This is a genomic window from Cupriavidus sp. PET2-C1 (genome assembly GCF_054515855.1).
Genome location: NZ_CM137259.1, coordinates 3,690,601 through 3,715,384, shown reverse-complemented (window position 1 = coordinate 3,715,384; position 24,784 = coordinate 3,690,601). Strand labels below are relative to the sequence as shown.

The 24,784-nt window shown below is 66.4% G+C and carries 25 protein-coding genes; 12 read left to right on the top strand and 13 right to left on the bottom strand.

Annotated features, from left to right (window positions below; translation table 11 throughout):
* The 5 genes from accC to ACX12D_RS16730 all read right to left on the bottom strand — a co-directional run bounded on the left by accC (position 1) and on the right by ACX12D_RS16730 (position 4,245).
* On the bottom strand, positions 1-1,368 hold the full coding sequence (gene accC, locus ACX12D_RS16750) for an acetyl-CoA carboxylase biotin carboxylase subunit (protein WP_043349611.1): 1,368 nt from the start codon (positions 1,366-1,368) through the stop codon (positions 1-3).
* Between the two features lie 183 nt (positions 1,369-1,551).
* Positions 1,552-2,010 (bottom strand): acetyl-CoA carboxylase biotin carboxyl carrier protein, encoded by a 459-nt coding sequence (accB, locus tag ACX12D_RS16745; RefSeq protein ID WP_441633840.1) that lies wholly within the window; start codon positions 2,008-2,010, stop codon positions 1,552-1,554.
* A 158-nt stretch (positions 2,011-2,168) separates the two neighbouring features.
* The gene (gene aroQ / locus ACX12D_RS16740) at positions 2,169-2,663 is read right to left on the bottom strand and encodes a type II 3-dehydroquinate dehydratase (RefSeq protein ID WP_459371994.1); all 495 of its coding nucleotides are present in this window, start codon (positions 2,661-2,663) and stop codon (positions 2,169-2,171) included.
* Positions 2,664-2,869: 206 nt separating this feature from the next.
* Positions 2,870-3,418: a TlpA family protein disulfide reductase gene (locus ACX12D_RS16735; protein WP_174423081.1), complete on the bottom strand. Its 549-nt coding sequence runs from the start codon at positions 3,416-3,418 to the stop codon at positions 2,870-2,872.
* A gap of 113 nt (positions 3,419-3,531) precedes the next feature.
* Positions 3,532-4,245, bottom strand: a complete 714-nt coding sequence (locus tag ACX12D_RS16730) for a UDP-N-acetylmuramate--alanine ligase (RefSeq protein ID WP_459371993.1) — start codon at positions 4,243-4,245, stop codon at positions 3,532-3,534.
* Between the two features lie 229 nt (positions 4,246-4,474).
* Between ACX12D_RS16730 and mpl the strand changes: the two genes are divergently transcribed.
* The 8 genes from mpl (at position 4,475) to mtgA (ending at position 13,009) form a co-directional block, all read left to right on the top strand.
* Positions 4,475-5,872: a UDP-N-acetylmuramate:L-alanyl-gamma-D-glutamyl-meso-diaminopimelate ligase gene (gene mpl, locus ACX12D_RS16725; protein WP_459371992.1), complete on the top strand. Its 1,398-nt coding sequence runs from the start codon at positions 4,475-4,477 to the stop codon at positions 5,870-5,872.
* 12 nt (positions 5,873-5,884) lie between these two features.
* A complete protein-coding gene (locus ACX12D_RS16720) occupies positions 5,885-6,523 on the top strand; it encodes a YqiA/YcfP family alpha/beta fold hydrolase (RefSeq protein ID WP_459371991.1) in 639 nt (212 codons plus the stop codon).
* 7 nt (positions 6,524-6,530) lie between these two features.
* The gene (locus ACX12D_RS16715) at positions 6,531-7,172 is read left to right on the top strand and encodes a chorismate--pyruvate lyase family protein (protein WP_459371990.1); all 642 of its coding nucleotides are present in this window, start codon (positions 6,531-6,533) and stop codon (positions 7,170-7,172) included.
* A 25-nt stretch (positions 7,173-7,197) separates the two neighbouring features.
* Positions 7,198-7,938 (top strand): 3-oxoacyl-ACP reductase FabG, encoded by a 741-nt coding sequence (fabG, locus tag ACX12D_RS16710; RefSeq protein WP_459371989.1) that lies wholly within the window; start codon positions 7,198-7,200, stop codon positions 7,936-7,938.
* Between the two features lie 183 nt (positions 7,939-8,121).
* Positions 8,122-10,290: a ribonuclease catalytic domain-containing protein gene (locus ACX12D_RS16705; protein ID WP_459371988.1), complete on the top strand. Its 2,169-nt coding sequence runs from the start codon at positions 8,122-8,124 to the stop codon at positions 10,288-10,290.
* Positions 10,291-10,452: 162 nt separating this feature from the next.
* Positions 10,453-11,322, top strand: coding sequence for an energy transducer TonB (locus ACX12D_RS16700; protein ID WP_441633824.1), 870 nt, complete (start codon positions 10,453-10,455; stop codon positions 11,320-11,322).
* Between the two features lie 17 nt (positions 11,323-11,339).
* Positions 11,340-12,215, top strand: coding sequence for a shikimate dehydrogenase (aroE, locus tag ACX12D_RS16695; protein ID WP_459371987.1), 876 nt, complete (start codon positions 11,340-11,342; stop codon positions 12,213-12,215).
* A 92-nt stretch (positions 12,216-12,307) separates the two neighbouring features.
* Positions 12,308-13,009 (top strand): monofunctional biosynthetic peptidoglycan transglycosylase, encoded by a 702-nt coding sequence (gene mtgA, locus ACX12D_RS16690; protein WP_459374047.1) that lies wholly within the window; start codon positions 12,308-12,310, stop codon positions 13,007-13,009.
* 39 nt (positions 13,010-13,048) lie between these two features.
* On the opposite strand, the gene corA is transcribed toward mtgA, so the two are convergent.
* Positions 13,049-14,011 carry a magnesium/cobalt transporter CorA gene (corA, locus tag ACX12D_RS16685; RefSeq protein ID WP_043349592.1) on the bottom strand — a complete coding sequence of 321 codons (963 nt, stop codon included), beginning with the start codon at positions 14,009-14,011 and terminating at the stop codon, positions 13,049-13,051.
* 812 nt (positions 14,012-14,823) lie between these two features.
* On the opposite strand from corA, the gene pyrF reads away from it, so the two are divergent.
* Positions 14,824-15,642, top strand: coding sequence for an orotidine-5'-phosphate decarboxylase (gene pyrF, locus ACX12D_RS16680; protein WP_459371986.1), 819 nt, complete (start codon positions 14,824-14,826; stop codon positions 15,640-15,642).
* 48 nt (positions 15,643-15,690) lie between these two features.
* On the opposite strand, the gene ACX12D_RS16675 is transcribed toward pyrF, so the two are convergent.
* The 3 genes from ACX12D_RS16675 to thiL all read right to left on the bottom strand — a co-directional run bounded on the left by ACX12D_RS16675 (position 15,691) and on the right by thiL (position 17,880).
* Positions 15,691-16,188 carry a CinA family protein gene (locus ACX12D_RS16675; RefSeq protein ID WP_441633816.1) on the bottom strand — a complete coding sequence of 166 codons (498 nt, stop codon included), beginning with the start codon at positions 16,186-16,188 and terminating at the stop codon, positions 15,691-15,693.
* A gap of 39 nt (positions 16,189-16,227) precedes the next feature.
* Positions 16,228-16,794: a phosphatidylglycerophosphatase A family protein gene (locus ACX12D_RS16670; RefSeq protein ID WP_459371985.1), complete on the bottom strand. Its 567-nt coding sequence runs from the start codon at positions 16,792-16,794 to the stop codon at positions 16,228-16,230.
* Positions 16,795-16,899: 105 nt separating this feature from the next.
* On the bottom strand, positions 16,900-17,880 hold the full coding sequence (gene thiL, locus ACX12D_RS16665) for a thiamine-phosphate kinase (protein WP_459371984.1): 981 nt from the start codon (positions 17,878-17,880) through the stop codon (positions 16,900-16,902).
* A 274-nt stretch (positions 17,881-18,154) separates the two neighbouring features.
* Here thiL and ACX12D_RS16660 point away from each other — a divergent pair, with 274 nt between their 5' ends.
* The 3 genes from ACX12D_RS16660 (at position 18,155) to ACX12D_RS16650 (ending at position 21,839) form a co-directional block, all read left to right on the top strand.
* Positions 18,155-20,479: an NADP-dependent malic enzyme gene (locus tag ACX12D_RS16660; RefSeq protein ID WP_441633810.1), complete on the top strand. Its 2,325-nt coding sequence runs from the start codon at positions 18,155-18,157 to the stop codon at positions 20,477-20,479.
* 407 nt (positions 20,480-20,886) lie between these two features.
* On the top strand, positions 20,887-21,243 hold the full coding sequence (locus ACX12D_RS16655) for a guanyl-specific ribonuclease (protein WP_318230911.1): 357 nt from the start codon (positions 20,887-20,889) through the stop codon (positions 21,241-21,243).
* Positions 21,240-21,839 carry a barstar family protein gene (locus ACX12D_RS16650; RefSeq protein WP_459371983.1) on the top strand — a complete coding sequence of 200 codons (600 nt, stop codon included), beginning with the start codon at positions 21,240-21,242 and terminating at the stop codon, positions 21,837-21,839. Before ACX12D_RS16655 ends, ACX12D_RS16650 begins: the two co-directional genes overlap by 4 nt.
* Positions 21,840-21,921: 82 nt before the next feature.
* Here the strand turns inward: ACX12D_RS16650 and ACX12D_RS16645 are convergent, their stop codons facing one another.
* From ACX12D_RS16645 to ACX12D_RS16630, 4 genes are all read right to left on the bottom strand, one after another.
* Positions 21,922-22,512: a YidB family protein gene (locus ACX12D_RS16645; protein WP_459371982.1), complete on the bottom strand. Its 591-nt coding sequence runs from the start codon at positions 22,510-22,512 to the stop codon at positions 21,922-21,924.
* A gap of 52 nt (positions 22,513-22,564) precedes the next feature.
* Positions 22,565-23,323 carry a 16S rRNA (uracil(1498)-N(3))-methyltransferase gene (locus tag ACX12D_RS16640; RefSeq protein ID WP_459371981.1) on the bottom strand — a complete coding sequence of 253 codons (759 nt, stop codon included), beginning with the start codon at positions 23,321-23,323 and terminating at the stop codon, positions 22,565-22,567.
* Positions 23,323-23,763 (bottom strand): VOC family protein, encoded by a 441-nt coding sequence (locus ACX12D_RS16635; RefSeq protein WP_441633802.1) that lies wholly within the window; start codon positions 23,761-23,763, stop codon positions 23,323-23,325. The genes ACX12D_RS16640 and ACX12D_RS16635 overlap by 1 nt, the downstream gene beginning before the upstream one ends.
* Before the next feature lie 72 nt (positions 23,764-23,835).
* A complete protein-coding gene (locus tag ACX12D_RS16630) occupies positions 23,836-24,672 on the bottom strand; it encodes a spermine/spermidine synthase domain-containing protein (RefSeq protein ID WP_441633800.1) in 837 nt (278 codons plus the stop codon).
* Positions 24,673-24,784: the final 112 nt, after the last annotated feature.

Genomic DNA, 24,784 nt, shown 5'->3' with positions numbered 1-24,784 from the left:
TCAGATCTTGCCGCCCTTGGCCACGTTCTTCTGGGCCAGGCGGTGCTCGAGATAGTGAATGCTGGTGCCGCCTTCGACGAAGTTGGCATCGAGCATCAGCTCACGGTGCAGCGGTACGTTGGTCTGGATGCCGTCCACCACCATTTCCGACAGCGCGATCCGCATGCGGGCGATGGCCTGCTCGCGGGTGGCGCCGTAGGTGATGATCTTGCCGATCATCGAATCGTAGTTGGGCGGCACGAAGTAGCCATCATACGCGTGCGAGTCGACCCGCACGCCGGGACCGCCGGGCATGTGCCACGCGGTGATGCGCCCGGGCGACGGCGTGAACTTGAACGGGTCCTCGGCGTTGATGCGGCATTCGATCGAGTGGCCGCGCAGCTGCACGTCCTTCTGGCGCCAGCGCAGCTTCTCGCCAAAGGCGATGCGGATCTGCTCCTGCACGATGTCGATGCCGGTGATCATCTCGGTGACCGGGTGCTCAACCTGCACGCGCGTGTTCATCTCGATGAAGTAGAACTCGTTGTTCTCGTACAGGAATTCGAAGGTGCCGGCGCCACGGTAGCCGATCTTCTTGCAGGCCTCGGCGCAGCGGTCGCCGATGCGCTCGATCAGGCGGCGCGGGATGTGCGGCGCAGGTGCTTCTTCGATGACCTTCTGGTGGCGGCGCTGCATCGAGCAGTCGCGCTCGCCCAGCCAGATGGCCTGGCGATGCTGGTCGGCCAGGATCTGGATCTCGACGTGCCGGGGGTTCTCCAGGAATTTCTCCATGTAGACCTCCGGGTTGCCGAAGGCACGGCCGGCTTCCTCGCGCGTCATGTTGACCGCATTGACCAGGGCAGCCTCGGTGTGCACCACGCGCATGCCGCGGCCACCGCCGCCGCCCGCTGCCTTGATGATGACCGGATAGCCCACGGCACGCGCCGTGGCCAGGATTTCCTTGGGGTCGTCGGGCAGGGCGCCTTCGGAACCCGGCACGCACGGCACGCCGGACTTGATCATGGCCTGTTTGGCCGAGACCTTGTCGCCCATCAGGCGGATGCTCTCGGAGGTCGGGCCGATGAAGACGAAACCGGACTTTTCCACGCGTTCGGCGAAGTCGGCGTTTTCCGACAAGAAGCCGTAGCCCGGGTGGATGGCTTGCGCGTCGGTCACCTCGGCGGCCGAGATGATGGCCGGCATGTTGAGGTACGACAGCGGCGAGGGGGCCGGGCCGATACAGACGGCTTCGTCGGCCAGCTTGACGTACTTGGCTTCCTTGTCGGCTTCCGAATACACCACCACAGTCTTGATGCCGAGCTCGCGGCAGGCGCGCTGGATGCGAAGGGCGATTTCACCGCGATTCGCGATCAGAATTTTTTCAAACATAGTCACTCTCTGCGAGGAGAAAGGCGGTCCCACCGCGGCGGATCGTGGCGTCTCCGGCGAGGGCAGCCGGAGTGCGGGCGGGGGTGCTGGCACCGGGACGAGGAACGCCCGGTGGCCGTCGCCGCCGTGGCTGGCCGGAGAATTCCGGCGCAGGCTGCGGGCGGCGCGGCATGCCGGTCAGTTTCAGCCGATGATGAACAGCGGCTGGCCGTATTCCACCGCCTGGCCATTCTCGACCAGGATTTCCTTGATCACGCCAGCCTTGTCCGACTCGATCTCGTTGAGCAGCTTCATCGCTTCGATGATGCAGACCGTCTGGCCTTCCTTGACGGTATCGCCCACATTGACGAACGACGCCGCGCCCGGCGACGGTGCGCGATAGAAGGTACCGACCATCGGCGAGGTCACGACGTGGCCCACCGGCAGTTGCGGCGCGGCCGGCTCGCTACCGGCGACGGGCATCGCGACCGGCGCGGCGGCCGGAGGCAGTGCCTGCATCGGCTGCATGGCCATCGGCGCGGCGATGACCTGCGGCGGCGCCTTGACGATCCGCACCTTGCCTTCGCCTTCGGTGACTTCCAGCTCGGAGATGCCGGACTCGGCCACCAGGTCGATCAGCGTCTTCAGCTTGCGCAGGTCCATCTTCTATCCTCCTGAATCGGGTTGTCCGGCGGCCACCGCTCTGGTGGCTGCGTCCGGGAAAAACTGACGCCTCCGGCGGGCTGCCTTGGTCCGCCGCGAACATGGCGGCGGGGCAGGCGCCGGGGGCGCTGTAACGGTTTAAGAAATCAATGGGCGGATCAGGCCTTGGGCAGCGCCTGTTCCCGCTCCTGCCCGAGGGCATAGTCCAGCGCCAGCAGATACCCCTGCCAGCCAAGTCCGCAGATCACTCCGATCGCCACATCGGAGAAATAAGAGTGATGACGGAAGCTCTCGCGCCGATGCACGTTCGACAAGTGGACTTCCACAAACGGAATCGCCACCCCGGCCAGCGCATCGCGCAGCGCTACGCTGGTATGCGTATAGGCGGCCGGGTTGATGATGATGAAATCCACGCCCTCGCCGCGCGCGGCATGGATACGATCCACCAGCGCGCCCTCATGGTTGGACTGAAAGGTAGCCAGGGTGATGCCGGTCTGGCGGGCTCGCTGCGCGAGGGCCAGGTCGATATCGGCTAGTTTCGTGTACCCATAAGTTTCCGGCTCCCGCGTGCCCAGCAAATTCAGGTTCGGTCCATGCAGGACCAGCACCTTGCGGTAGCGGGGGGAGCGGCGTTCGGGAGGCGTATCGATCACGGCGGCTCGACCATTTCAACGAAATTGCGCGGAGATTACCGTAGCTTAGAGTGATTTGTCTAGCAGCGTAGACATAGGCAGCTTCGAAGCAGGCGAGTTTTCAGGCCCGATTCCGCACTTTGGGGTCGCGAAATCGCGTTTCGATCAAATTGCGTGATGATCGAACAAGGTTAGGAGAAAATCGCCCCAAATCAAGAATCTTATGGCTAGCTGCGAGGCAGCGCGGCGCGCAGCTCGTCGGGGGAAACCCTGCCCATTTTGCGGTAGCTGACCGTGCCATCTGGCGCAATGATCACTGTATAGGGCAGGCCGCCGGCCGCATTGCCAAAATTGCGCGAAAGCTCCGTACCGGCAAATCCGGCCACGGCCAGTGGGTAGGAGACGGGGATCTTCTTGATGAACTGCTGGATATTGTTGGCGGAATCGATGCCGATGCCGACAAATTCCACTTTTCGTCCCGTGTATTCCTTGTGCAACGCGTTCAGGTCGGGCATTTCTTCCACGCAGGGACCGCACCAGGGTGCCCAGAAGTTCACAACCACCGTTTTTCCACGAAGTTGCGCGAAGTTGATCTGGGTGCCGTCCGGATCTGGCAGTTGCGTGCGCAGGAACGTCTCGACGGCCTCGTCGGATGCCGGCTTGGGCGAAAACACATAGTGCCCGGCCAGCGCGCCCGCGGCGGCGGCCACGACGGCAACGGCAAGCCAGGCCCAGAGGCGGCTGCGGCGGACAGGAGTGCTGGTGGAAGAGGTCATGGCAGCAAGAAAGATAGCGGCTGATAGAAGAGGTAAGAACCCGGAGGGCTCCATGGGGAGGGGGTGCAGGGCCTGTGGCCGGCCTCGCCCGCGCTCCCGGTCAAGGGTGGCGCTCAGGCCGCTGCGGGCGCGTCGGGCATCTGGGGGGCTGCCGCTTCGGCGGCCGCCAGCAGCGCCTGCACGGCGTCCACATCGGCACGGGCAACCCGGCCGCTGGCCGCGGCCCGGACTGCGCCGCGTTCGTCATCCGCATCATACAGCGCTATATGGATGCCGACGGGCTGGCCAAGTTCCGTGCGGATCTCTCCCGCCAGCAGGCGCGCATCGCGCACGGCCGGCCACTGTCCCTTCCAGAGGAAACTCAGGGTCTCGACCTCGCCGCGGCCGGCGAAGTGCCGGGTCTTGCTGGTGTCGAAATCCACGCCAGCGTTGAGCAGGTGCAGGGTGAGATCCTTGGGGCTATCGCAAAAGCACTGCAGATAGACGTCGGAATGCTCGGTGGCGGTGCCATTGAGCACGGCCCCGGCCAGGTACGGGCGGAATGCGGCGAGGTCGCGCATGGCAAGCACGGCCAGCCGGCGCAGCAGCGCCAAGACGCGGGGCTGGCTCTCCGAGTGGAACAGTGCCTGATAGAGACGGACCTCCGCTTCCACGGCCTCGTTGTCGGGGAGCCACTCGCCCGCCACGCGCACGTCGCCCAGCAGCTGCCGCGCGGCCTTGCGCTTGGCCGTGGCGTAGTCGGTGCCATCTTCCGCGATCATGCGGGCGGCGGCCTGGGCGATTTCCTCGCGCAGGCGGATGGGGTCGAGGGTGGGGCGGCGGGGCATGGGGGGATGATACCGGAGGGATAGCGGCCTGCGCGCTAGGGTCGGGTTTTGCTTTTTAGAGTGGCCAGTGACGGGGAGATTCCTCGGGGCGAAGGCGCCGGCCCGGAAATCTGCCGTGCCCGGCCGCTGGCCTTTCCCGCACGGCGTCGCCGTCACCCCCTCAGGTACAATTCTTTCCATCCAGAAGCAACCCGGCCCGGCCGCCCTGGCCCGCCCAATCCTAAATCCCATGCATATTCACATCCTCGGTATCTGCGGCACATTCATGGGCGGCCTCGCCGTGCTTGCCAAACAGGCTGGCCACCGCGTCACCGGATGCGATGCCAATGTCTACCCGCCGATGAGCACGCAGCTCGAGGCGCAGGGCATTGAACTGATCGAGGGCTTCGATCCCGGCCAGCTGGCGCTGGAGCCGGACCTGTTCGTCATCGGCAATGTGGTGTCGCGCGGCAATCCGCTGATGGAGGCCATCCTCAACCGCAACCTGCCTTATGTCTCCGGCCCGCAGTGGCTCGGGGAGCATGTGCTGCGCGGCAAATGGACGCTGGCGGTGGCGGGTACCCACGGCAAGACCACCACCACCTCCATGCTGGCCTGGATCCTGGAAGATGCCGGCTACCAGCCGGGCTTCCTGGTGGGCGGCGTACCGCAGAATTTTGGCGTGTCGGCGCGGGTGACCGATTCTGACTTCTTCGTGATCGAGGCCGATGAATACGACACGGCGTTCTTCGACAAGCGCAGCAAGTTTGTCCATTACCGTCCGCGCACGGCCATCCTGAACAACCTGGAATACGACCACGCCGACATCTTCCCTGATCTAGCCGCCATCGAGACGCAATTCCATCATCTGGTGCGCACGGTGCCGGAGCAGGGCCGGCTGATCGTCAATGGCTTTGAGGAAAGCCTGGCGCGCGTGCTGGAGCGGGGCTGCTGGAGCGAGACCGAGCAATTCGGCATCGGCGACTGGCGTGCGGGCGAGCCCGCCGAGGGTGATGCCGCCAGCGATAGCGTGACCCAGGACAGCTTCGATGTCTGGTTCGGCGACGCGCTGCAAGGCCGGCTCAACTGGGCCTTGCAAGGCACGCACAACCGGATGAATGCGCTGGCTGCGATTGCGGCTGCCCGCCATGTGGGCGTGCCAGCGCCGCAGGCTATCGATTCCCTGTCGCGCTTCGCTAACGTGAAGCGCCGCATGGAAGTGCGTGGTGTGGTCAATGGCATCACGGTCTATGACGACTTTGCCCACCATCCCACGGCGATCCAGACCACGCTCGACGGCCTGCGCAAGCGGGTCGGCGCGGCGCGCATCCTGGCGGTGCTGGAGCCGCGCTCCAACACCATGAAGCTGGGCGTGATGAAGGCGCAGCTCCCGGCCAGCCTCGAGACGGCCGACCTGGTGTTCGGGTATGGCGCGGCCAGCGGCAAGGATGCCCTGGGCTGGGACCTGGCCGAATCGCTGGCGCCGCTGGGCGAGCGCGCGGCGGCGTTCAGCGATCTTCCCGAGCTGGTCCGCGCGGTGCGAGCCGCCGCGCGCCCGGGCGACCATGTGCTGGTCATGAGCAACGGCGGCTTCGGCGGCGTCCACCAGAAGCTGCTGGATGCCTTTGCCGCAGGTGTTTCCGCCTGAGCGGGGCCTGGCATGCTGCTATACCTGCACGGTTTCCGCTCATCGCCACAGTCCTTCAAGGCACGCCTGGTCCAGGAGCGCATGCGTGAATGGGGCGTGGGACGCTATTACGCCTGTCCGGTGCTGAATGTGTCGCCGGCCCAGGCTATCGCCCAGGCCGAAGCGGCCATCGCGGCCTCGCAGGCCGGTGGCGCCCAGCCGCTCACCATCATCGGCTCCTCGCTGGGCGGCTTCTATGCGCGCTGGCTGGCCGAGCGCCACGGCTGCCGCGCCGTGCTTCTTAACCCGGCGGTGCATCCCTGGACCGACCTGGAGCGCCACCTGGGCGACCAGCCGCTCTGGCACGGCGGCGGCTCGGTGCGGGTGGAACGCCACCACCTGGATGAACTGCTGGCGTTGCGGGTCGAGCCCATCACCCGGCCGGAGCGCTATTTCCTGCTGGCCGCGACCGGCGACGAGGTGCTGGACTACCGCGAGATGCTGGCGGCCTTCCCCGGCGCGCACACGCGCGTCATCGAGGGCAGCGACCACGGCATCAGCGAATTTGCCGGCTACGTCGACGAAGTCCTCGCTTTCTGCGGCTATGGACCCGATGGCCAGATCGGCCAGGGCGACGCCATCGACCCCATCGGCCCGGAGCCACGGGCATGAGCGCGGCATGAACGGGGCGCATCTGCGCCGCAGTGGTTGGCACGCCCATCTACCCGAAGATCCCGCCATCAGCGCTAACCTGCGCCGCTGGGTGACCGGTGATGGCTCGCTCACTGCCCGGCTGGTGGCGGCGTCGGACGCTTTTCGGGTGCGCCGCCTGGCGCAGCGCATGGAACTCACCCTTGCCGATGAATGGCAGGCGCTGGGGCTGCCTGCCCGCCGCCGCGCGCTGGCGCGCGAGGTGCTGCTGATCTGTGACGGGGTGCCGGCCATCTTTGCCCATACCGTGGTGAAGCCTGACCATGCCCGGCGCGACTGGCCGTTCCTGCGCGGCCTGGGCGAGCGCCCGCTGGGCGGCGCGCTGTTCGTCGATCCCCGCGTGCGGCGCGAGCCGTTTGCCTTTGCGCGCCTGCTTGCGCATCACCCGCTGCGGCGCCGGCTGGAACTAGCCGTGCCGGCCATGCGGGAGCTCGCTGCGTCATCGGCGTTGCCCGCGCGGCGCTCGGCCTTCCGGCGTGGCGACGGCGTCATGCTGGTGACCGAGGTATTCCTGCCCGACCTGCTGGCGCGGCCCGCGCCGGCACTGAGCGGTTCCAGCCAGAAGCCGCCAGGTAGCCATCCAGAACAAGAACTTTCCCCAAATCGATAATCGCGACGAAGAAGAGACGACCATCATGAAATTGCAGGGACGTGTTGCCATCATCACTGGCGCTGCCGCCGGGATCGGTTTTGCCACCGCGCAGCGCTTTGCCGCGGAAGGTGCGCTGGTGGTGCTTTGCGACGTGCAGGAGGAACGCGTGCGCGCCGCCGCCGCGACGCTCGCCGCTTCAGGCGCCACCGTGAGCGCCCACAAGGTCGACGTGACGCGCCGCGACGAGGTCGACGCCATGGTGGCGGCCACGCTGGCCAGGCACGGCCGCATCGACATCCTCGTCAATAACGCTGGCATCACCAAGGATGCGCGCCTGACCAAGATGACCGAAGTCCAGTTCGACGCGGTGATCGACGTCAATCTCAAGGGCGTCTTCAACTGCGCCCAGGCCGTGGCCGACATCATGGCCGAGCAGGGCAAGGGTGTGATTCTCAATGCCTCCAGCGTGGTTGGCCTGTACGGCAACTTCGGCCAGACCAACTATGCGGCGAGCAAGTTCGGCGTGATCGGCTTCACCAAGACGTGGGCGCGCGAGCTGGGCCCCAAGGGCGTGCGCGTCAACGCGGTGTGCCCGGGTTTCGTAGCCACCGAGATCCTGCAGACCGTGCCGGAGAAGGTGCTGGACGGCATGAAATCGTCTTGCTGGCTGCGCCGTCTGGCGGAGCCGGCCGAAATCGCCAGCATCTACACCTTCCTCGCCAGCGACGATGCCAGCTACGTCAATGGCGTGGCGATCGAGGCCAGCGGCGGCATGTCGCTGTAACAGCCCGCCCTGCGCCGGGCTTGCAGCCGGCGCGGTGCGGTATCATCTCAGGTCCGGTTGCCGTCTTGCCTGAAGGCGGCCTTGCACCATTTCTCTCACCGGGCCGTTCCCGCAGGCGTGACAAAGCGCCAGGGTGCTTGGTTTGCCAAGTGCGGTTCCCGGCATTTCTGAAAGTACCGATCCATGCAGTTGCTGTTCGAAGAAGGCGGCGAGATTCGCGCCGGCACCGTGCTGACCCAGCAGGGCGAGTCGTACCAGGTGGAGCTGCCCGCGGGCAAGCGCACCAAGGTCAAGTCGCGCGACGTATTGCTGCAGTTCGCGCAGCCGTCGGCGATCGAGCTGTTGCGCCAGACCGCCGACCTGGTCGGCGAGGTTGACCTGGAATTCCTGTGGGAATGCGCATCGGAGGACGAGTTCGGCTTTGTCGACCTGGCTGCCGAGTACTACGGCGCAGGTGCGAGCGTGGTGCAGCAAGCCGCGCTGGCGCAGACGCTGCACGGCAATCCGGTCTATTTCCGCCGCAAGGGCCGCGGGCGCTACCAGCGCGCGCCGGAAGACCAGTTGAAGGCCGCGCTTGCCGCGCTCGAGCGCAAGAAGCAGCAAGCCCTGGTGCAGGCCGAGTACGAGAACCAGCTCAAGGCCCTGACCCTGCCCGATGCGTTCCGCGGCAAGGCACTGCAACTGCTGTTCAAGCCCGACAAGAACAGCCTCGAATACAAGGCGATGGACGCCGCTTGCACCGCGCTGGGCATGTCGCCGATGCGGCTGATGGTGGCGGTGGGCGGCATTGCCAGCCCGCGCGCGCTGCATGAGGCCAAGTTCCTCTCCGAGTGCTTCCCCAAGGGCACCGGCTTTCCCGACGTGGCCGTGCCGGAACCCGCCGGCGACCTGCCGCGTGCGGATGTAGAGGCGTTCTCCATCGATGACGTCACCACCACCGAGATCGACGATGCGCTGTCGGTCACGCCGCTGGAAGGCGGCAAGATCCGCGTGGGCATCCATATCGCGGCGCCCGGCCTGGGCATCCGCCGTGGCGAGCCGCTCGATGCCGTGGCGCGCCATCGCCTGTCGACGGTCTATTTCCCCGGCGACAAGATCACCATGCTGCCGGATTCGGTGGTGGAGCGCTACACGCTGCAGGAAGGGCGCGAGTGCCCGGCCCTGTCGCTGTACGTGGTCTACGACCCGGCCCTGCAGATGATCATCAGCAGCGAAACCCGCGCCGAGCTGGTCAAGATCGCGGCCAACCTGCGCCACAACCTGCTTGAGGATGTGGTGACCGAGGCCGCGCTGGCCGCCGGCACCGGCGACTACCCGTTCCGCGACGCGCTGACCCAGCTGTTCCATTTCTCCGGCTGGCTGCACGACGAACGCCAGAAGGCGCGTCTTGCCAGCGGGCTGCGTCCCGAGTCGCACAACCGCGCCGACTACAGCTTCTACATCGACCTGCTGGAAGACGGCGGCGAACGCGTGCGCATCGAGCAGCGCCGCCGCGGCTCCCCGCTCGACAAGATCGTCGCCGAGCTGATGATCCTGGCCAACAGCACCTGGGGCAAGCTGCTTGCCGACAACGGTGTGCCGGGCATCTACCGCACGCAGAAGGCCTGGGGCATGAACCGCACCCGCATGCAGACCTACCCGGCGCCCCACGAGGGGCTGGGCGTGGCGCAATATGCGTGGAGCACCTCGCCGCTGCGCCGCTACGTCGACCTGGTCAACCAATGGCAGATCCTGGCAGTCGCCCAGCATGGCATCACGGCCAAGCTGGTGGCGCCGTTCAAGCCCAAGGATTCGGACCTGCTGGCCGCGGTGGCGGATTTCGAAGGCACCTACGCCGCTTATGCCGACCACCAGTCGACCATGGAGCGCTACTGGTGCCTGCGCTGGCTGCAGCAGGAAAAGCGCGAGCGCCTGATGGGCTCGGTGCTCAAGGAAGGCGCGGTGCGCTTTGCCGAGATCCCGCTGGTCACGCGCGTGCCGGAGCTGATGCAGGCTTCGCGCGGCACCCAGGTGCTGCTGGAGATCGGCGCGATCGACGAGATCTCGCTGGAAGTGTCATGCCGGGTCCTGGAAGTGTTTGCCGGCGAAGGCGAGCTGCCGCAGGAAGAGATGGAGCGGGACGACGAAGCCGGCGAAGTGTCGGCGCAAGCCGCCGCTGAAGCCGCGGCCGAGGAGGCCGCCGAAGCCGCTGCCGAGGGCGCGGCCGGAGGGGCAACCGAAGCGGCAGCTGAAGGTGAGGTTGACGCTGCGGCTGGGGAAACCGGCGACGACGAAGCCGCGAGTGCTGCAGCTGCCACAAGCGAAGGCGCTGCGTCGGACACACGCGACACCGGCACCGGCGGCGCGGTCTGAGTTCCTCGGAAAAAACGAGGCGCTCCCTTACAATCGCAGTCTGACCCCGGGGTCCCACGGACCCCGGCCCCAGTCTCGCCCGATCGACGCTTCCCAGCCAACGTCCCGCCCATCGTGAAAGCCGCTTTTTCTCCCCGCCAGTGGTGGAACGCCAGCAGCACGATGGCCAAGGCGCTGGTCGTCTCGTTGCTGGCGCATGCCTTGCTGCTGACCGTGCGCGTAGTGGCGCCGGAGGCGTTCGAGATCAAGCGCACCGATGCCGCGCTCGATGTGGTGCTGGTCAATTCCAAATCGGCGCAGCGTCCGCAGAACCCCACCGTGCTGGCCCAGGCCAACCTCGACGGCGGTGGCGAGCACGACCAGCAGCGCGCCACCACGCCGCTGCCGGCCCAGACCGTCACCAAGGACGGCGACCTGGTGCGCCAGATGCAACGCCGCGTGGAGCAGATGGAGCAGGAGCAGCAGCGCCTGATGACGCAGTCGCGCGAAGCCGCGCCGTCCGTGCACAGCCAGCCGCTCAAGCCCGGCCAGCAGCGCCTGGAAAACCCGCTGCGCGGCCAGGACGAACGCACCTCGCTCGACGAGATGGCCAAGCTCGAAGCCGAGATTGGCCGCAACCTCGAGCAATACGCCAAGCGGCCCAAGCGCTACCAGCTCACCGCCACCAGCGCGCAGGAAGTGGAATACGCGCAGTACTACGACCGCCTGCGCCAGAAGATCGAAGCGCGCGGCACCATCGATTTCCCCCAACGCAATGGCAAGCCGATCTACGGGCAACTGATCCTGGTGATCAACGTTAACCGGCAAGGGCGGCTTGGCTATAACCGCGATGGCTACAACATCGACGCCATCGACGTGGTCAAGAGCTCGGGCGATCCCGTGCTGGACCGCCAGGCGGTTGCCATCGTGCGGGCGGCGGCGCCGTTCGGCGGGTTCACGGCGCAGATGCAGGCGCGCCAGGATATTCTCGAAGTGATCTCTACATTCAAGTTCTCGCGCAGTGGGCTGGAAACTCGCCTGCAGTCCCGATGACGCCATCACCTGACACTATGCAATCCCAGACTCCCGCCGACCGTTACGTCGTGATCGGCAACCCCATCGCGCACAGCCGCTCGCCCGCCATCCATGCCGCGTTCGCGCAGCAGACCGGCGAGGCCATCGAGTACGAGCGCCTGCTGGCGCCGCTCGATGGGTTCGTTGCCACCGTGCGCGCCTTCTTCGACGGCGGCGGCCACGGCCTGAACGTGACGGTGCCGTTCAAGCTCGAAGCCTACGACCTCGCCGAGCGCCTGACGCCACGCGCGGAGAGCGCGGGCGCGGTCAACACCATGTGGATCGAGGACGGCGTGATCCACGGCGACAACACCGACGGCGTCGGCCTCACGCGCGACATCGAGGTCAATCTCGATACCTTGCTCGAAGGCAAGCGCATCCTGCTGCTGGGCGCGGGCGGCGCGGCCATGGGCGCCATGCTGCCGCTGATCGCCTGCCGGCCGGATCGCATCGTGGTGGCCAACCGCACGCCCCAGCGCGCCAGCGATATCCTGGAAAACGTGGCCCAGCAAGCGGACGAATACGGCGTGGAGCTGTGGGGCGGTGGTTTTGACGCGCTGGCGGGTTTGACCGATGAAGACGCCTGCGACGTGGTCATCAACGCCACCAGCAGCAGCCTGCAGGGCGAGTTGCCGCCGGTGCCGGCGGAACTGCTGGGCAAGGACGTGCTCGCCTACGACATGATGTACGGCGCGGAGCCCACCGTATTCCTGAAGTTCGCCGCCCAATGTGGCGCGCGCACCAGCGACGGGCTGGGCATGCTGGTCGAGCAGGCCGCCGAGGCCTTCTACAACTGGCGGGGCGTGCGGCCCGCCACCGCGCCCGTGCTGGCAACGCTGCGCGCGGCGCTGCAGGCCGAAGCCGCGCGCTAAAGCGCCGGCCGGCTGGCTCCAACATGGCTGAGCGCAAGCGCACCGCCCGTCCCGGGGCGGCTCAAGACGGCAGGGGCGGCGGCCTCAGCCTGCTGCGCTGGCTCGCCTACCTGCTTGGCACGCTGATCGCCGGCGTGCTGGCCATGCAGGTGTATTTCTTCCTGCAGATCGCTGCCTGGCAAACCGTGAACCCGTCATCCACGGCGTTCATGCGTGCCGAGCAGTGGCGTCTGTGCGGCTTCAAGTTCTGGAGCTGCCAGGTGGACCGCCGCTGGGTCGGCTATGACGATGTCTCCCGCAACCTCAAGCGCGCGGTGATCGCCAGCGAGGACGCCGACTTCGTCAACCATCCCGGCTACGAACTCGATGCCATGCTCGATGCCTGGGAGCGCAACAAGAAGCGCGGGCATATCGTGCGTGGCGGCTCCACCATCACGCAGCAACTGGCCAAGAACCTCTTCCTTTCGTCCGAGCAGCACTACCTGCGCAAAGGCCAGGAGCTGGCCATTACCTGGATGCTCGAGTTCTGGCTCGACAAGCAGCGCATCTACGAGATCTATTTGAATTCGGTGGAGTGGGGCGAGGGCGTGTTCGGCGTGGAGGCCGCCGCCCAGCATTACTTCAGGACCAGCGCCGCCAAGCTGAGCGTGGGCCAGGCAGCGCGCCTGGCTGCGGCGCTGCCGGCGCCGAAGTGCTTCGACAAGAAGGAGTACTGCGCCAATGTGCGCGTGAACTTCAAGGTCAAGGCCAACATCATCGCGCGCCGCATGGGCGCGGCCACGCTGCCCGACTGAGTCCGGGGCAGCGCGGTTCAGGTGCCGATCAGGCGCCGTTCAGCTTAGCCAGCCCTTGCGCTTGAAGTACACCAGCGGGATCGCCGCCGACACGGCCATCAGCCCGATGGCCCAAGGATAACCCGCGGCCCAGTCCAGCTCCGGCATGAACTTGAAGTTCATGCCGTAGATGCTGGCGATCAGCGTGGGTGGCATCAGCGCCACCGAGACCACCGAGAACAGCTTGATGATCTTGTTCTGGTTGATGTTGATGAAACCGACCGTGGCGTCCATCAGGAAGTTGATCTTGTCGAACAGGAACGCGGTGTGGTTCTCGATGGAGTCGATGTCGCGCAGGATCTGGCGGGCTTCGTCCTGCTGCTCGGCCGACAGCAGCTGGCTGCGCATCAGGAAGGAGACCGCGCGGCGCGTGTCCATCACGTTGCGGCGAATGCGGCCGTTCAAGTCTTCTTCGCGGGCGATGGTTTCCAGCACGTCGGCCGCCGCGGCATCGGTCACGTTCTCCGCCAGCACGCGCTTGCTGGCTTCCTCCAGCCGCTCGTAGACTTCCTCGATGGAGTCCGCCGAATATTCCGCGTCGGTGGCGTACAGGTCCATCAGCACGTCCTTGGCGTTGCGCACCGAGCCCGGGCGCATGCGCGCGCGCAGCCGCACCAGCCGGAACACCGGCAGGTCTTCGTCGTGAATGGAGAACAGCACGTCGCGCGTGAGCACGAACGCCACGCGCACGTTGCGCGAGATGTCTTCCTCGTCGAGCAGGAAGTCGGTGCGGATATGGATGTTCTCGTCCTCGCCCTCGAAGTAGCGGGCCGAGGCTTCCAGGTCGCCCAGGTCTTCCAGCTCCGGCAAGGCTACGCCGTAGGCTTCCTTGATCCAGGCGAGTTCCTCGTCATCGGGGCTGATGACATCGATCCAGATCGGCTTGTGCTGCAGAAGTTCATTGCGATCGTCGACCTGCTCCTGTGCGAGCCGGCCTTTCTGCAGGACGAACAGGTTGATCATCCCAGGGCTTCCTTGTTGCGTTTGGCGAAGAAACGCGCAGGCTTGGCTCGCCGGCCATGGGGCGAGCCCATGCTTCGCGCGAAAACGGCGAAGCACAGGGCCGCTGGCAAGCGTGATCGCGCTGTGCGCTTGAAGGGCGCGCAAGGCGATGGCGTTTGCCGTTCATGGCTGGCAAGCCGGGGGAGGGATTAGTCCGGAACGAAGCGGCGCGCGGCAGCGGCCGTCAGGGACACGGAAGAACACTCACCCGCAGTATGTGCTGCGGGCGAGTCCGACGAGGCGGTGGAGCGGGATAAAGCCGGCTCCGGCGGTCGTCGTTACGCAGCCCGCAGTGACATGGCATTCGGTGCGATCGCAATCTGGCTGCGGCAACACGAACACCCGATGCTACTGCCCACGTAGTTTCTCCGGGATTATGATGGCCGCGAGTGTAGCCCAACGAGGGGGGGATTGTTAAGTGAAATGTGGGTGAATGGGAGGCGCCGGCGCGCAGTGCGTTGTTATGCCGCCCGCGCGCTTTGGCGCCAGCGCCACAATAGCGGTTCGAGCAGCAGGAAGGGCAGAGTGGCCACCAGCATCCGAAGGTCGGCACGCCGACCGGCATCTCGATCTGGCTGCATTTCATCATTTGCGTGCGCAGGCCCCGGCCGGCCTGTGTGTGCGACGCCGCTCTTTGTATCGAGGAAGAACGGCAGAACAGAGCACGCAGCGGGTAAAATCGCGGTAACGACTGTTGTCGCGGGGGAGCGCCGACCCGGCTTGACAAGCCCGGCGCGCAGCCGACGCGGCCGACCCAGATTAGCGAGCATCCCATGACCTTCACCGAGCAGCTGGCTGCAGCCTGGCAGCGCAACGATTCCCTCCTCTGCGTCGGGCTAGACCCCGACCCGGGCAAGCTGCCCCTGTCCATGACGGGCACGGGCGGCGCGATCTTCTCCTTTTGCCGCGAGATCGTCGACGCCACCGCCGACCTGGTCTGCGCCTTCAAGCCGCAGATCGCCTATTTCGCGGCGCAGCGCGCCGAAGACCAGCTCGAGCAGTTGATCGCCTATATCCATGACGCCCACCCCGGGATTCCCGTGATCCTGGACGCCAAGCGCGGCGACATCGGTTCGACCGCGCAGCAGTACGCTATCGAAGCCTTCGAGCGTTACCGGGCGGACGCGGTCACGGTCAATCCCTATATGGGCCTGGATTCGCTGGAGCCGTACCTGGCCTATCCGGATCGCGGTGTGATCGTGCTGTGCCGCACCTCCAACCCGGGCGGCTCCGACGTGCAGTTCCTGCCGGTGGATGGCAAGCCGGTGTACCAGGTGGTGGCCGAGGCGGCCGCCACGCGCTGGAATACCAATGGACAGATGGCGCTGGTGGTGGGGGCGACCTTCCCCGCGGAGATTGCCAAGGTGCGCGAGATCGTGGGCGACATGCCGCTGCTGATTCCTGGCATCGGCGCCCAGGGCGGCGACATCGAGGCTACCGTGCGGGCCGGGCGCACCGGCGCTGGCGCCGGCATGATGATCAATTCGTCGCGCGCCATCCTCTACGCCAGCCGCGAGAAGGATTTCGCGGCCGCCGCGCGCAACGTCGCGCTGCAAACGCGCGAAACCATCAATCGCTTCCGCCAGGGCTGAACCGCCGCATTGCCGGCGGCTTGCCGGCCGCCGCGCGTGCCTGAGCCCTCAGGCCTCGTTGCGGACCAGCTCGATCAGGCCGCGAATCGCGTATTCCGCGGCCTGGCGGCGGATTTGCTGCCGGTCGCCGCGAAAGCGCTGCGTTTCCACCGTGGTGGTGATGCGGTTGCTCCAGCCGAAGCACACCATGCCCACGGGCTTATCCGGCGTGCCGCCGGTCGGCCCGGCCACGCCGGTGATCGACAACGCCACCTGCGCGCGGCTGTTGAGCAAGGCCCCTTCGGCCATGGCGCGCGCCACTTCCTCGCTGACCGCGCCATGATCGCGAATCAGCTTGGCCGGCACGCCCAGCATGGTCGACTTGGCCTCGTTCGAGTACGTGACGAAGCCTCGCTCGAACCACCCTGACGAACCCGATACATCGGTAACGGCCGCGGCCACCAGGCCGCCCGTGCAGGATTCCGCGGTGGCGAGCAACAGCGACTTCTCGTTCAGGGAGATTCCGACCTGGACGGCGAGTTGGTCGAGCAAGCGGCTGACGGACATGATGGCGGATTCAGTAGATAGGTTGGGGGGAGTGGCCAATCACAGCGAACGCCACAGGGCGAACACCAGCAGCGTGTAGAAGGCGGCCATGATGTCGTCGAACATCACGCCGAAGCCGCCGCGCAGGCCGTGCCCCTTGAGCGTACGGTCGAGATGCCCGATGGGCGCCGGCTTGACGATATCGAACAGGCGGAACCACAGGAACGCCGCGAGCTGGCCCCAGAACCCGGTCGGCATGACAAAGGCCATGACCAGCCAGAACGCCACGATCTCGTCCCAGACCATGCTGCCGTGGTCGAACACGCCCATGTCGCGTGCCGTGCGCGCGCACGCCCAGAGCCCCAGCACAAAGCCGCCGACGATCAGCCACAGCCAGGTTTCCGGCTGCACCCACATCGAGATCACCACGTAGGACAGCCAGGCGTACAGCGTGCCGACCGTGCCGGGCCCGACTGGCGATAGTCCAGAGCCGAAGCCCAGCGCGATCAGGTGAGCAGGGTGCGAGAGCATGAAACGCGCCGTGGGGCGCGTGACCTTGGCGGCCTGGCCGGCTTCCAGGGTCAGGGCGGGATCGTGCGCGGTAGGCCCGGGCGGGTAGGCGGACATCAGGGGTTGGCTCGTCTGGTTCGGATGGGATGATTCCGGACGGCGTGTCCGGGCAGGGTCTGGTGCCCCGCATGGCTGCATGATGACATGGCGGACGCCAGCTTGTCAGGGGGACGCGAAGTGGTCGAAGCTGGTGCCGTTGTAAGCGCTCGGATTGCCGTCGCGGTCAACCAGGCGCAGGCCAGCCTCGGGCGTGATGGCGCCGACGCGCGTCAGCGCCAGCCCGAGCCGCGCGCCGATGGCGGCAATGTGGTCGCGCTCCCCCACGGGCGCGGTAAAGCACAGTTCGTAGTCGTCGCCGCCGGCCAGGGTGCATTCCAGCTGGCGCGCCTCCGGCTGGCTGGCCAGCACCGTCGAGCGGGGCAGGGCGTCGACATCGAGCAGGGCACCGACCTGGGAGCGCTCCAGGATATGGCCGAGGTCGCCGACCAGGCCATCGGAAATGTCGAGTGCCGCATGCGCCACGCCGCGAAGTGCCATGCCCAGCGCGATGCGCGGCGTTGGCGTGTCCATGCGCGGGCGCACCTGGCTGAAATCCGGCTCGGGCAGCAGCCATTCGCCACGGAAGTCGCCAAGCGCCAGGCGGGCATCGCCAAGCGTGCCGGAGACCCAGATATCGTCGCCAGGGCGTGCGGCATCGCGTCGCAGCGCCTTATGCACAGGTACGTCGCCGAACACTGTCAGGCTCAGCGTCAGCGGGCCGCGCGTGGTGTCGCCGCCGATCAGCTCACAGCCGTGGGCGTCTGCCAGTTCCAGCATGCCGGCGGCCAGTTCGGACAGCCATGCGGCTTGCGCATCGGGCAGCGCCAGCGCTAGTGTGAAGGCGCGGGGCTCGGCACCCATGGCCGCCAGGTCGGACAGGTTGACCGCCAGCGCCTTGTGCCCAAGTGAGCGCGGCGCCACGTCCGGAAAGAAGTGCCGTCCGCTGACCAGCATGTCGGTGCTGATGGCAAGGTTGTGGCCGGGGCGCCCTTCGATCAGTGCGCAATCGTCGCCCACGCCCAGTACCGCCTTCTGTGCGGGCCGGGTAAAGAAGCGGCGGATCAGGTCGAACTCGGAGAGCTGGGCGCTGGAGGAATCAGGCATGAAGGGGGTCGGGGCGGCGGAGATTCTGCGAAGGGCCAGGGAAACCTCGCCGGGACGCGGCCGCTGCGGGTTTCGCCCTGCTGTTCAGCGCTGGCGGCATGCGGCATATTGTACCGAAACGCAAAGGTGCCTCGCGCAAAACGCTTATTGTGAAATAATATTTCACAATATAAAATGCCAGGTTCCAAAGGAAGAGACTGCGGGTACGTGGAGCCGACCCGCCATTTCGTGTCCCATACGTGATTAACGGCTCCACCGACCGGAAGATGCGCCGATGACCAGTCCCCAGCAGCCCACGCCCCAAGACGACCTGAAGCAGCAGCAGCGTGAGGCGCTGCGCAAAGCTGCCCTGGAATATCACGAGTTTCCGACCCCGGGCAAGATTTCCGTTACGCCGACCAAGCCGCTGTCCAACCAGCGTGACCTGGCCCTGGCGTACTCGCCGGGCGTGGCCTACGCGTGCGAGGAAATCGTCGCCGATCCGCTCAATGCATTCCGCTACACCGCGCGCGGCAACCTGGTCGGCGTGATCACCAACGGCACCGCGGTGCTGGGCCTGGGCGATATCGGCCCGGCGGCTTCCAAGCCGGTGATGGAAGGCAAGGCGGGCCTGTTCAAGAAGTTCGCCGGCATCGATGTGTTCGACATCGAGCTCGACGAGAAGGACCCCGAGAAGCTGGTGCAGATCATCGCCGCGCTCGAGCCCACCTTCGGCGGCATCAACCTGGAAGACATCAAGGCGCCCGAGTGCTTCTACGTCGAGCGCAAGCTGCGCGAGCGCATGAAGATTCCCGTCTTCCACGATGACCAGCATGGCACCGCCATCGTGGTCGGCGCGGCCGTGGTCAATGGCCTGACCGTGGTCGGCAAAGATATCAGCAAGGTCAAGCTGGTGGCCTCCGGCGCGGGTGCCGCGGCGCTGGCCTGCCTGGACCTGCTGCTCGACCTCGGCATGAAGCTCGAGAACATCTGGGTGACCGACCTGGCTGGCGTGGTCTATGAAGGCCGCGCCGAGCTGATGGATCCGGAAAAGGCCCGCTTCGCGCAAAAGACCGACAAGCGCAAGCTGGCTGAAGTGATCGACGGCGCCGATATTTTCCTGGGCCTGTCCGCCGCCGGCGTGCTCAAGCAGGACATGGTCCAGCGCATGGCCGACAAGCCGCTGGTGCTGGCCCTGGCCAACCCCAACCCGGAAATCCTGCCGGAGCTTGTCAAGGAAGTGCGCCCGGACGCGGTGATCGCCACCGGCCGTACCGACTACCCGAACCAGGTCAACAACGTCCTGTGCTTCCCCTTCATCTTCCGCGGCGCGCTGGACTGCGGCGCGACCACCATCACGCGTGAGATGGAAGTCGCCGCGGCGCATGCCATCGCGGAACTCGCGCGCCAGGAGCAGAGCGACATCGTCGCCACCGCCTATGGCATCCAGGACCTGTCCTTTGGCCCTGAGTACCTGATTCCGAAGCCGTTCGATCCGCGCCTGATCGTCAAGATCGCGCCGGCGGTGGCCGAGGCCGCCATGAAGTCCGGCGTGGCCGCGCGCCCGATCAAGGACATGGACGCGTACCGCCTGCAACTGCAGCAGTTCGTGTACCACTCCGGCACCCTGATGAAGCCGATCTACGCGGCTGCCCGCCAGGTCGACATGGAGAAGAAGCGCATCGTCTTCGCCGAGGGCGAGGAAGAGCGTGTGCTGCGCGCGGTGCAGGTGATCGTCGACGAAAAGCTGGCCAACCCGATCCTGGTCGGCCGCCCTGCCGTCATCGCCCACCGCATCGAGCGCTTCGGCCTGCGCCTGCGCGGCGGCATCGACTTTACCGTGGTCAACCCGGAGCACGACGCACGTTTCCGCGACTACTCCGAGGCGTACTTCAAGATGATGGCTCGCCAGGGCGTCACGCAACAGTACGCCAAGCTGGAAATGCGCCGCCGCACCACCTTGATCGGCGCCATGCTGGTCAAGCAGGGCGAGGCCGACGGCATGGTCTGCGGCACGGTCAGCACCACCGCCGCGCACCTGCGCTACATCGACCAGGTGCTGGGTGGCACCAACGAGGTGTACGCCGCGATGAACGGGCTGGTCCTGCCGGGCCGCCAGATCTTCCTGGTCGACACCCACGTCAACATCGACCCGACCGCTGGCCAGCTGGCCGAGATCACCCTGATGGCCGCCGAAGAGCTCAAGCGCTTCGGCATCATCCCCAAGGTGGCGCTGATGTCGCATTCGAACTTCGGCACATCCGAAGCGCCGTCGGCGCAGAAGATGCGCGAAACCCTGGCGATCCTGCGCGAGCGTGCCCCGGATCTCGAGGTGGATGGCGAGATGCATGGCGATTGCGCGCTGGACCCGAAGCTGCGCGACACATTGGTGCCGGATGGCACCCTCAAAGGCGAGGCCAACTTGCTGGTGTGCCCGAATATCGACGCCGCCAACATTGCCTACAACCTGCTCAAGGTCGCGGCGGGCAACAATGTGGCGATCGGGCCGATCCTGCTCGGCGTCAAGGCGCCTGTCCACATCCTGACGCCTTCGGCTACGGTGCGGCGTATCGTCAATATGACGTCGCTGGTGGTGGTGGACGCGGCAGCCAAGCGCTAAACCGCTGTTAGTCTTGAAAAGCCGGGCTTGCCCGGCTTTTTTATTGTCTTTTTACTGCCACCGGCACCCCGTCAGTGTGCACACACATTTGCTTAACATATTGAAACAATTGAGGTTTTCCACTCTGCCCGGGGGCGGGGATTGATTATTTATTAGCATGGGCGTAACCTTATGCCTTTGAAGTACGCGCTCGTTACACGCGCGACGAAGCTGTCGATTTACGCGCAGGCAGTCCGGGGCGCAGGCAAAATGGGCAGTTTAGGTGGCGCGGCAACCGCGCAGCGGCGCCGGGATCGTTTGGTTGGTGTCCTCAAATCAAGACAAGCAACGTGGGTTCCCAGATTCCTTTGACGCAGCGCGCATCACAATGGATTTCAGTCGCCGGTCTGGCGCGAGTGGCAAGCCGGGTGCTGGCAGGCGTGGCATTGTCGTGCGCGCTGGCGCAGCCGGTGCTGGCACGCCAGGCGGCCGATGACGGCACGGGAACCATCGCAGTACAACAGTTGCCCAACGAGGCACAGTCCACGTTGGAGCGGATCGAAGCGGGTGGCCCGTTTCCCTACGCCAAGGATGGCTCGAGGTTCGGCAACTACGAGCGCGCCTTGCCGCAAAGGTCGCGCAATTACTACCGCGAATACACGGTGAAGACAAACAGCCGAAATCGAGGAGCACGACGGATCGTATGTGGCGGTGATCAACGCGCCACCAACGACTGTTACTACACGGACGACCACTACAACAGTTTCAAACGGATAGCCAAATGATGACTGACATTTTCGGACTGGGCGACGCCCTTGCCGCCCGCGAAGAGCGCGGCGCCGGAGATGGCTGGCAGCGGGCCCAGACCCAGGCCCGGAATCTTTACGACAACGTGTTGACGATGCCCCGCAACGAGCTCTCGCAACAAACGCCGCTCGCACCCGTTCCCGCAGCCGGCACTGACGGCAGCCAAGAGGGAGCCATGACCCTGTTCAAGACGGTGCGTCCAAACATCGTCCAGTCGATCCGCGCGTTCCGCGTGCCCGAACTCGCGCAGGCCGCGGTGGAGCTGGGCCAGCATTTCCTGTATGCGAACTGCGCACACTGCCAGAGCAAGGCGGAAGTGCTGGAAACCATCGCCACCAACTTCCTCTTTCCCAAGCATTTCGGCAAGAATTTCGATGCGCTGGCCGATTGCCTGACCGACCTGATTTACAAGGCGGGCCCGCAGCCCGGCTTCGTGATCGTGCTCGAAGGCCTGCCGATTGCCCAGAAGTTCGACAAGGAAGGGCGCGAGGTCTTGCTCGATGTGTTCCGCGACGCGGCGGAGTTCTGGGCCGAGCGCAAGGTGCAGTTCCGCGTGTTCTACTCTTTCGCGTGAGCGCCAGCCGCCTGTAGCGAAGACAGCAAGCAAAAAAGGCCCGCTAGCAGCGGGCCTTTTGCTTTGCCGGCAGGGCGCGGGGTTACGCCGCCGGCGGTACCTGGCCTTGCGGCGTCAGCTTGTCGATCAGCTCTGGCAGTCCTTCGCTGAGATGGGCCGCGACATCGTCCTGGGACAGGCCCGTCTTTTCGGCCAGGCTCTCCAGCGCGCCGGTACCACCCAGTGCGCTGGCCAGCGCGGACGGCGAGACCGGCTGGTTGGCGCCGGTGCCGATCCACGAGTTGACCTGTTCGCCCAGGCCGGCCTGGGCCAGGACCTGCTGCAAGGCACCGATGCCGGCGGCCGCCGCGCCCAGCTCGGGCGCGCCACCGGCCTGGCCGCCCAGCAGGCCGCCGAGCAATCCGCCCAGATCGAGGCCGCCTGGTGCGCCACCGGCCGCGCCGCCACCCATCAGCCCGCCGAGCAGTCCGCCAAGGCCGCCGAGGCCCCCCGCACCTGCCGAGGCCGGATCCTGCGCGGCGCCGCCGCTGCTGTCCCCGCCCTTATGGCGCATGGCCAGCATGGCCAGCAGCCCCAGCGCCATCATCATCTTCGGGTTCAGGCCGCCAGCTCCCGCTTCGCCGCTGCCGCGCTGCCCGAGCACTCCGCCCAGCACGCTATCGAGTAGTCCCATGATCGACTCCTTCCGGTGAGTGTGGCGCCGGGCCGGAATGGCCCGGGTGCCGTCAAAATCCGCCCAGTACCGCGTTGAGCGTGGCCAGGCAAGCAAGCCCGGCAGTTTCTGTACGCAAGATGCGCGGCCCGAGTGACACGCCGGTGAAACCGGCGCGCAGCGCCGCCGCTTCCTCGTCCGGCGCCAGCCCGCCTTCGGGCCCGATCAGCAATGTCACGCCGTGGTCCAGCAATGCATTGCGCTGCTCGGTGGCAAACGCTACCAGCGACTGCGAGGCCCGCGGCGATACCAGCAGCCGTGCCCCTTCTTGGGCCGCTGCAGGCTTCGCCTGCAGGCCCAGCCAGGATTCCAAGTTAGCGACAGGTGCGACCTCCGGCAAGCGATTGCGCCCACATTGCTCGCATGCGGCCTCGACCAGCGCCTGCCAGTGCGCATGGCGCTTCTGCGCCCGTTCCCCCGAGAGCCGGACCACCGAGCGGGCCGCCTGCAGCGGCTGGATGGCGGCAACGCCAAGCTCGACGGATTTCTCGATCAGCCAGTCCATCTTGTCGCCGCCCGCCAGCCCCTGCGCCAGGGTGACGCGGAACGGCGGCTCGGCCTCGAACGGATCGTGGCTGCCGATCCGCGCCAGCGCATGGCGCTTGCCGATCTCGACCAGGGTAGCCGCATGGCTGCCGCCGCGCCCGTCGAACAGGGTGATGTCGTCGCCGGGGTTGAGCCGCAGCACCTGGACATGGCGCACCACGGCTTCGGGCAGCGGCATGTCGGTCTCGGCAGCCAGCGCGGCATCGATGAAAAAGCGAGGTGGCATCAGGCGGATCCGTCCTCGTTCTTGCCGGCGGCTTTGTCCACCGGCTTGCCGAAGCCCCAGCGGTAGCCATCGGGATCCTCGACCATGCAGTAGCGGTCGCCCCAGAACTGGTCGGCGGGCGCCATCAGGCTGACCGCGCCGGCGGCGACGGCACGCGCGTGCATGGCGTCGACATCATCGCAGTAGACGTAGAACGTCTGCGGGCATTCGACGCCGAGCGAGCGGGGCGAGCGCGCGGTGCTGCCCCAGGCGCCTTCGGGCGCGAACATCACGATGAGCTCGCCCTGGTAGTGCATCTCGGCGTGGGTCGGTACACCGTTCTCGTCGACCACGTTCCCCGCGCTGAAACCGAAGGCGCGGTGGTAGAAGTCGAGCGCGCTGCGCCCGTTGCCGACCGTCAGGTAGGGGGTGAGCCAGGGGGTGTTGGCCGGTCTTGTCATGATCGTCTCCTGGTTACGGGAAGCCGCGCGGGGCTTGCCTGGGCGGCAAGACCCGCGGTGCGAGTGAGCATCTTACGCGGGAGCGCAGGCGCTGTCGAAAAGCGCCTGCAGGTGCAGGGGCAGGGCGAACAAGGCTGGATGGAGCGCGGCGTGGTAGCAGCGCAGCTTGCGATCGAGCTTCCACGCGCGCAGCCGCTCGTCGAGTTGCGCGGCATCGGCGCCGCGCACATCGAGGGTGTCGCTGACCAGCGCGACGGCCCATTGCGCGCCGTAGACGGGGATAAAGGTGGTGATGGGATGGACTTGCGCAAAGCACTGCCGCAAGCGCGCGGCGAGCACGCGGACCGAGCCGGGCCGGTGTTCCGGCGGGCCAAGGTGCAGGGACAGCGCGCCGCCGGGCGCCAGGCAGCGCCGTGCGGTTTGCAGGCCGTGGGCGGAGAACAGCGCCGCCGCCGGGCTGCCGTCGTCGGCCTCGGTTAAATCAAATACGATCAGGTCGAACTGCCGCCCCGCGCGGCCAAAGGCTTCCATCAAGCCCAGTGCATCACCAATAGCGAGGTGCACGCGTGGATCGTCGAAGGCGCCCTGGTGGATGCCGTCCAGCCAGGCCCGCGCCAGTGTCACGACATCGGGGTCGAGTTCGGCCACCACCACCTCGCGCATGAACGGCAGGCGCAGCAATTCATGCGCCGAGCCGCCGTCGCCGCCACCCACCACCAGCGCGGAGCGCGCCGCGCCGTGGGCCACCGCCATGGGGTGCACCATCAGTTCATGCTGGATGAAGGCGTCCCCTTCCGCGCTCATGATGCGGCCATCGAGGCGGAAGATCCGGCCAAAGCGGGGATGCTCGCCAATCTCGATTTGCTGGTACGGCGAGCGCATTGCCGCGAGCAGCCGAATCTGGCCCAAGGTGGTGCCAACGCCAGGGGAAAGCCATTCGGTCCATTGCAGATGGCCGCCAGGCGGGGCCGCCGGGTGGCCTAACTCCCCCCTTTGATCTGGTAAAATTGCGCTTTTCCCG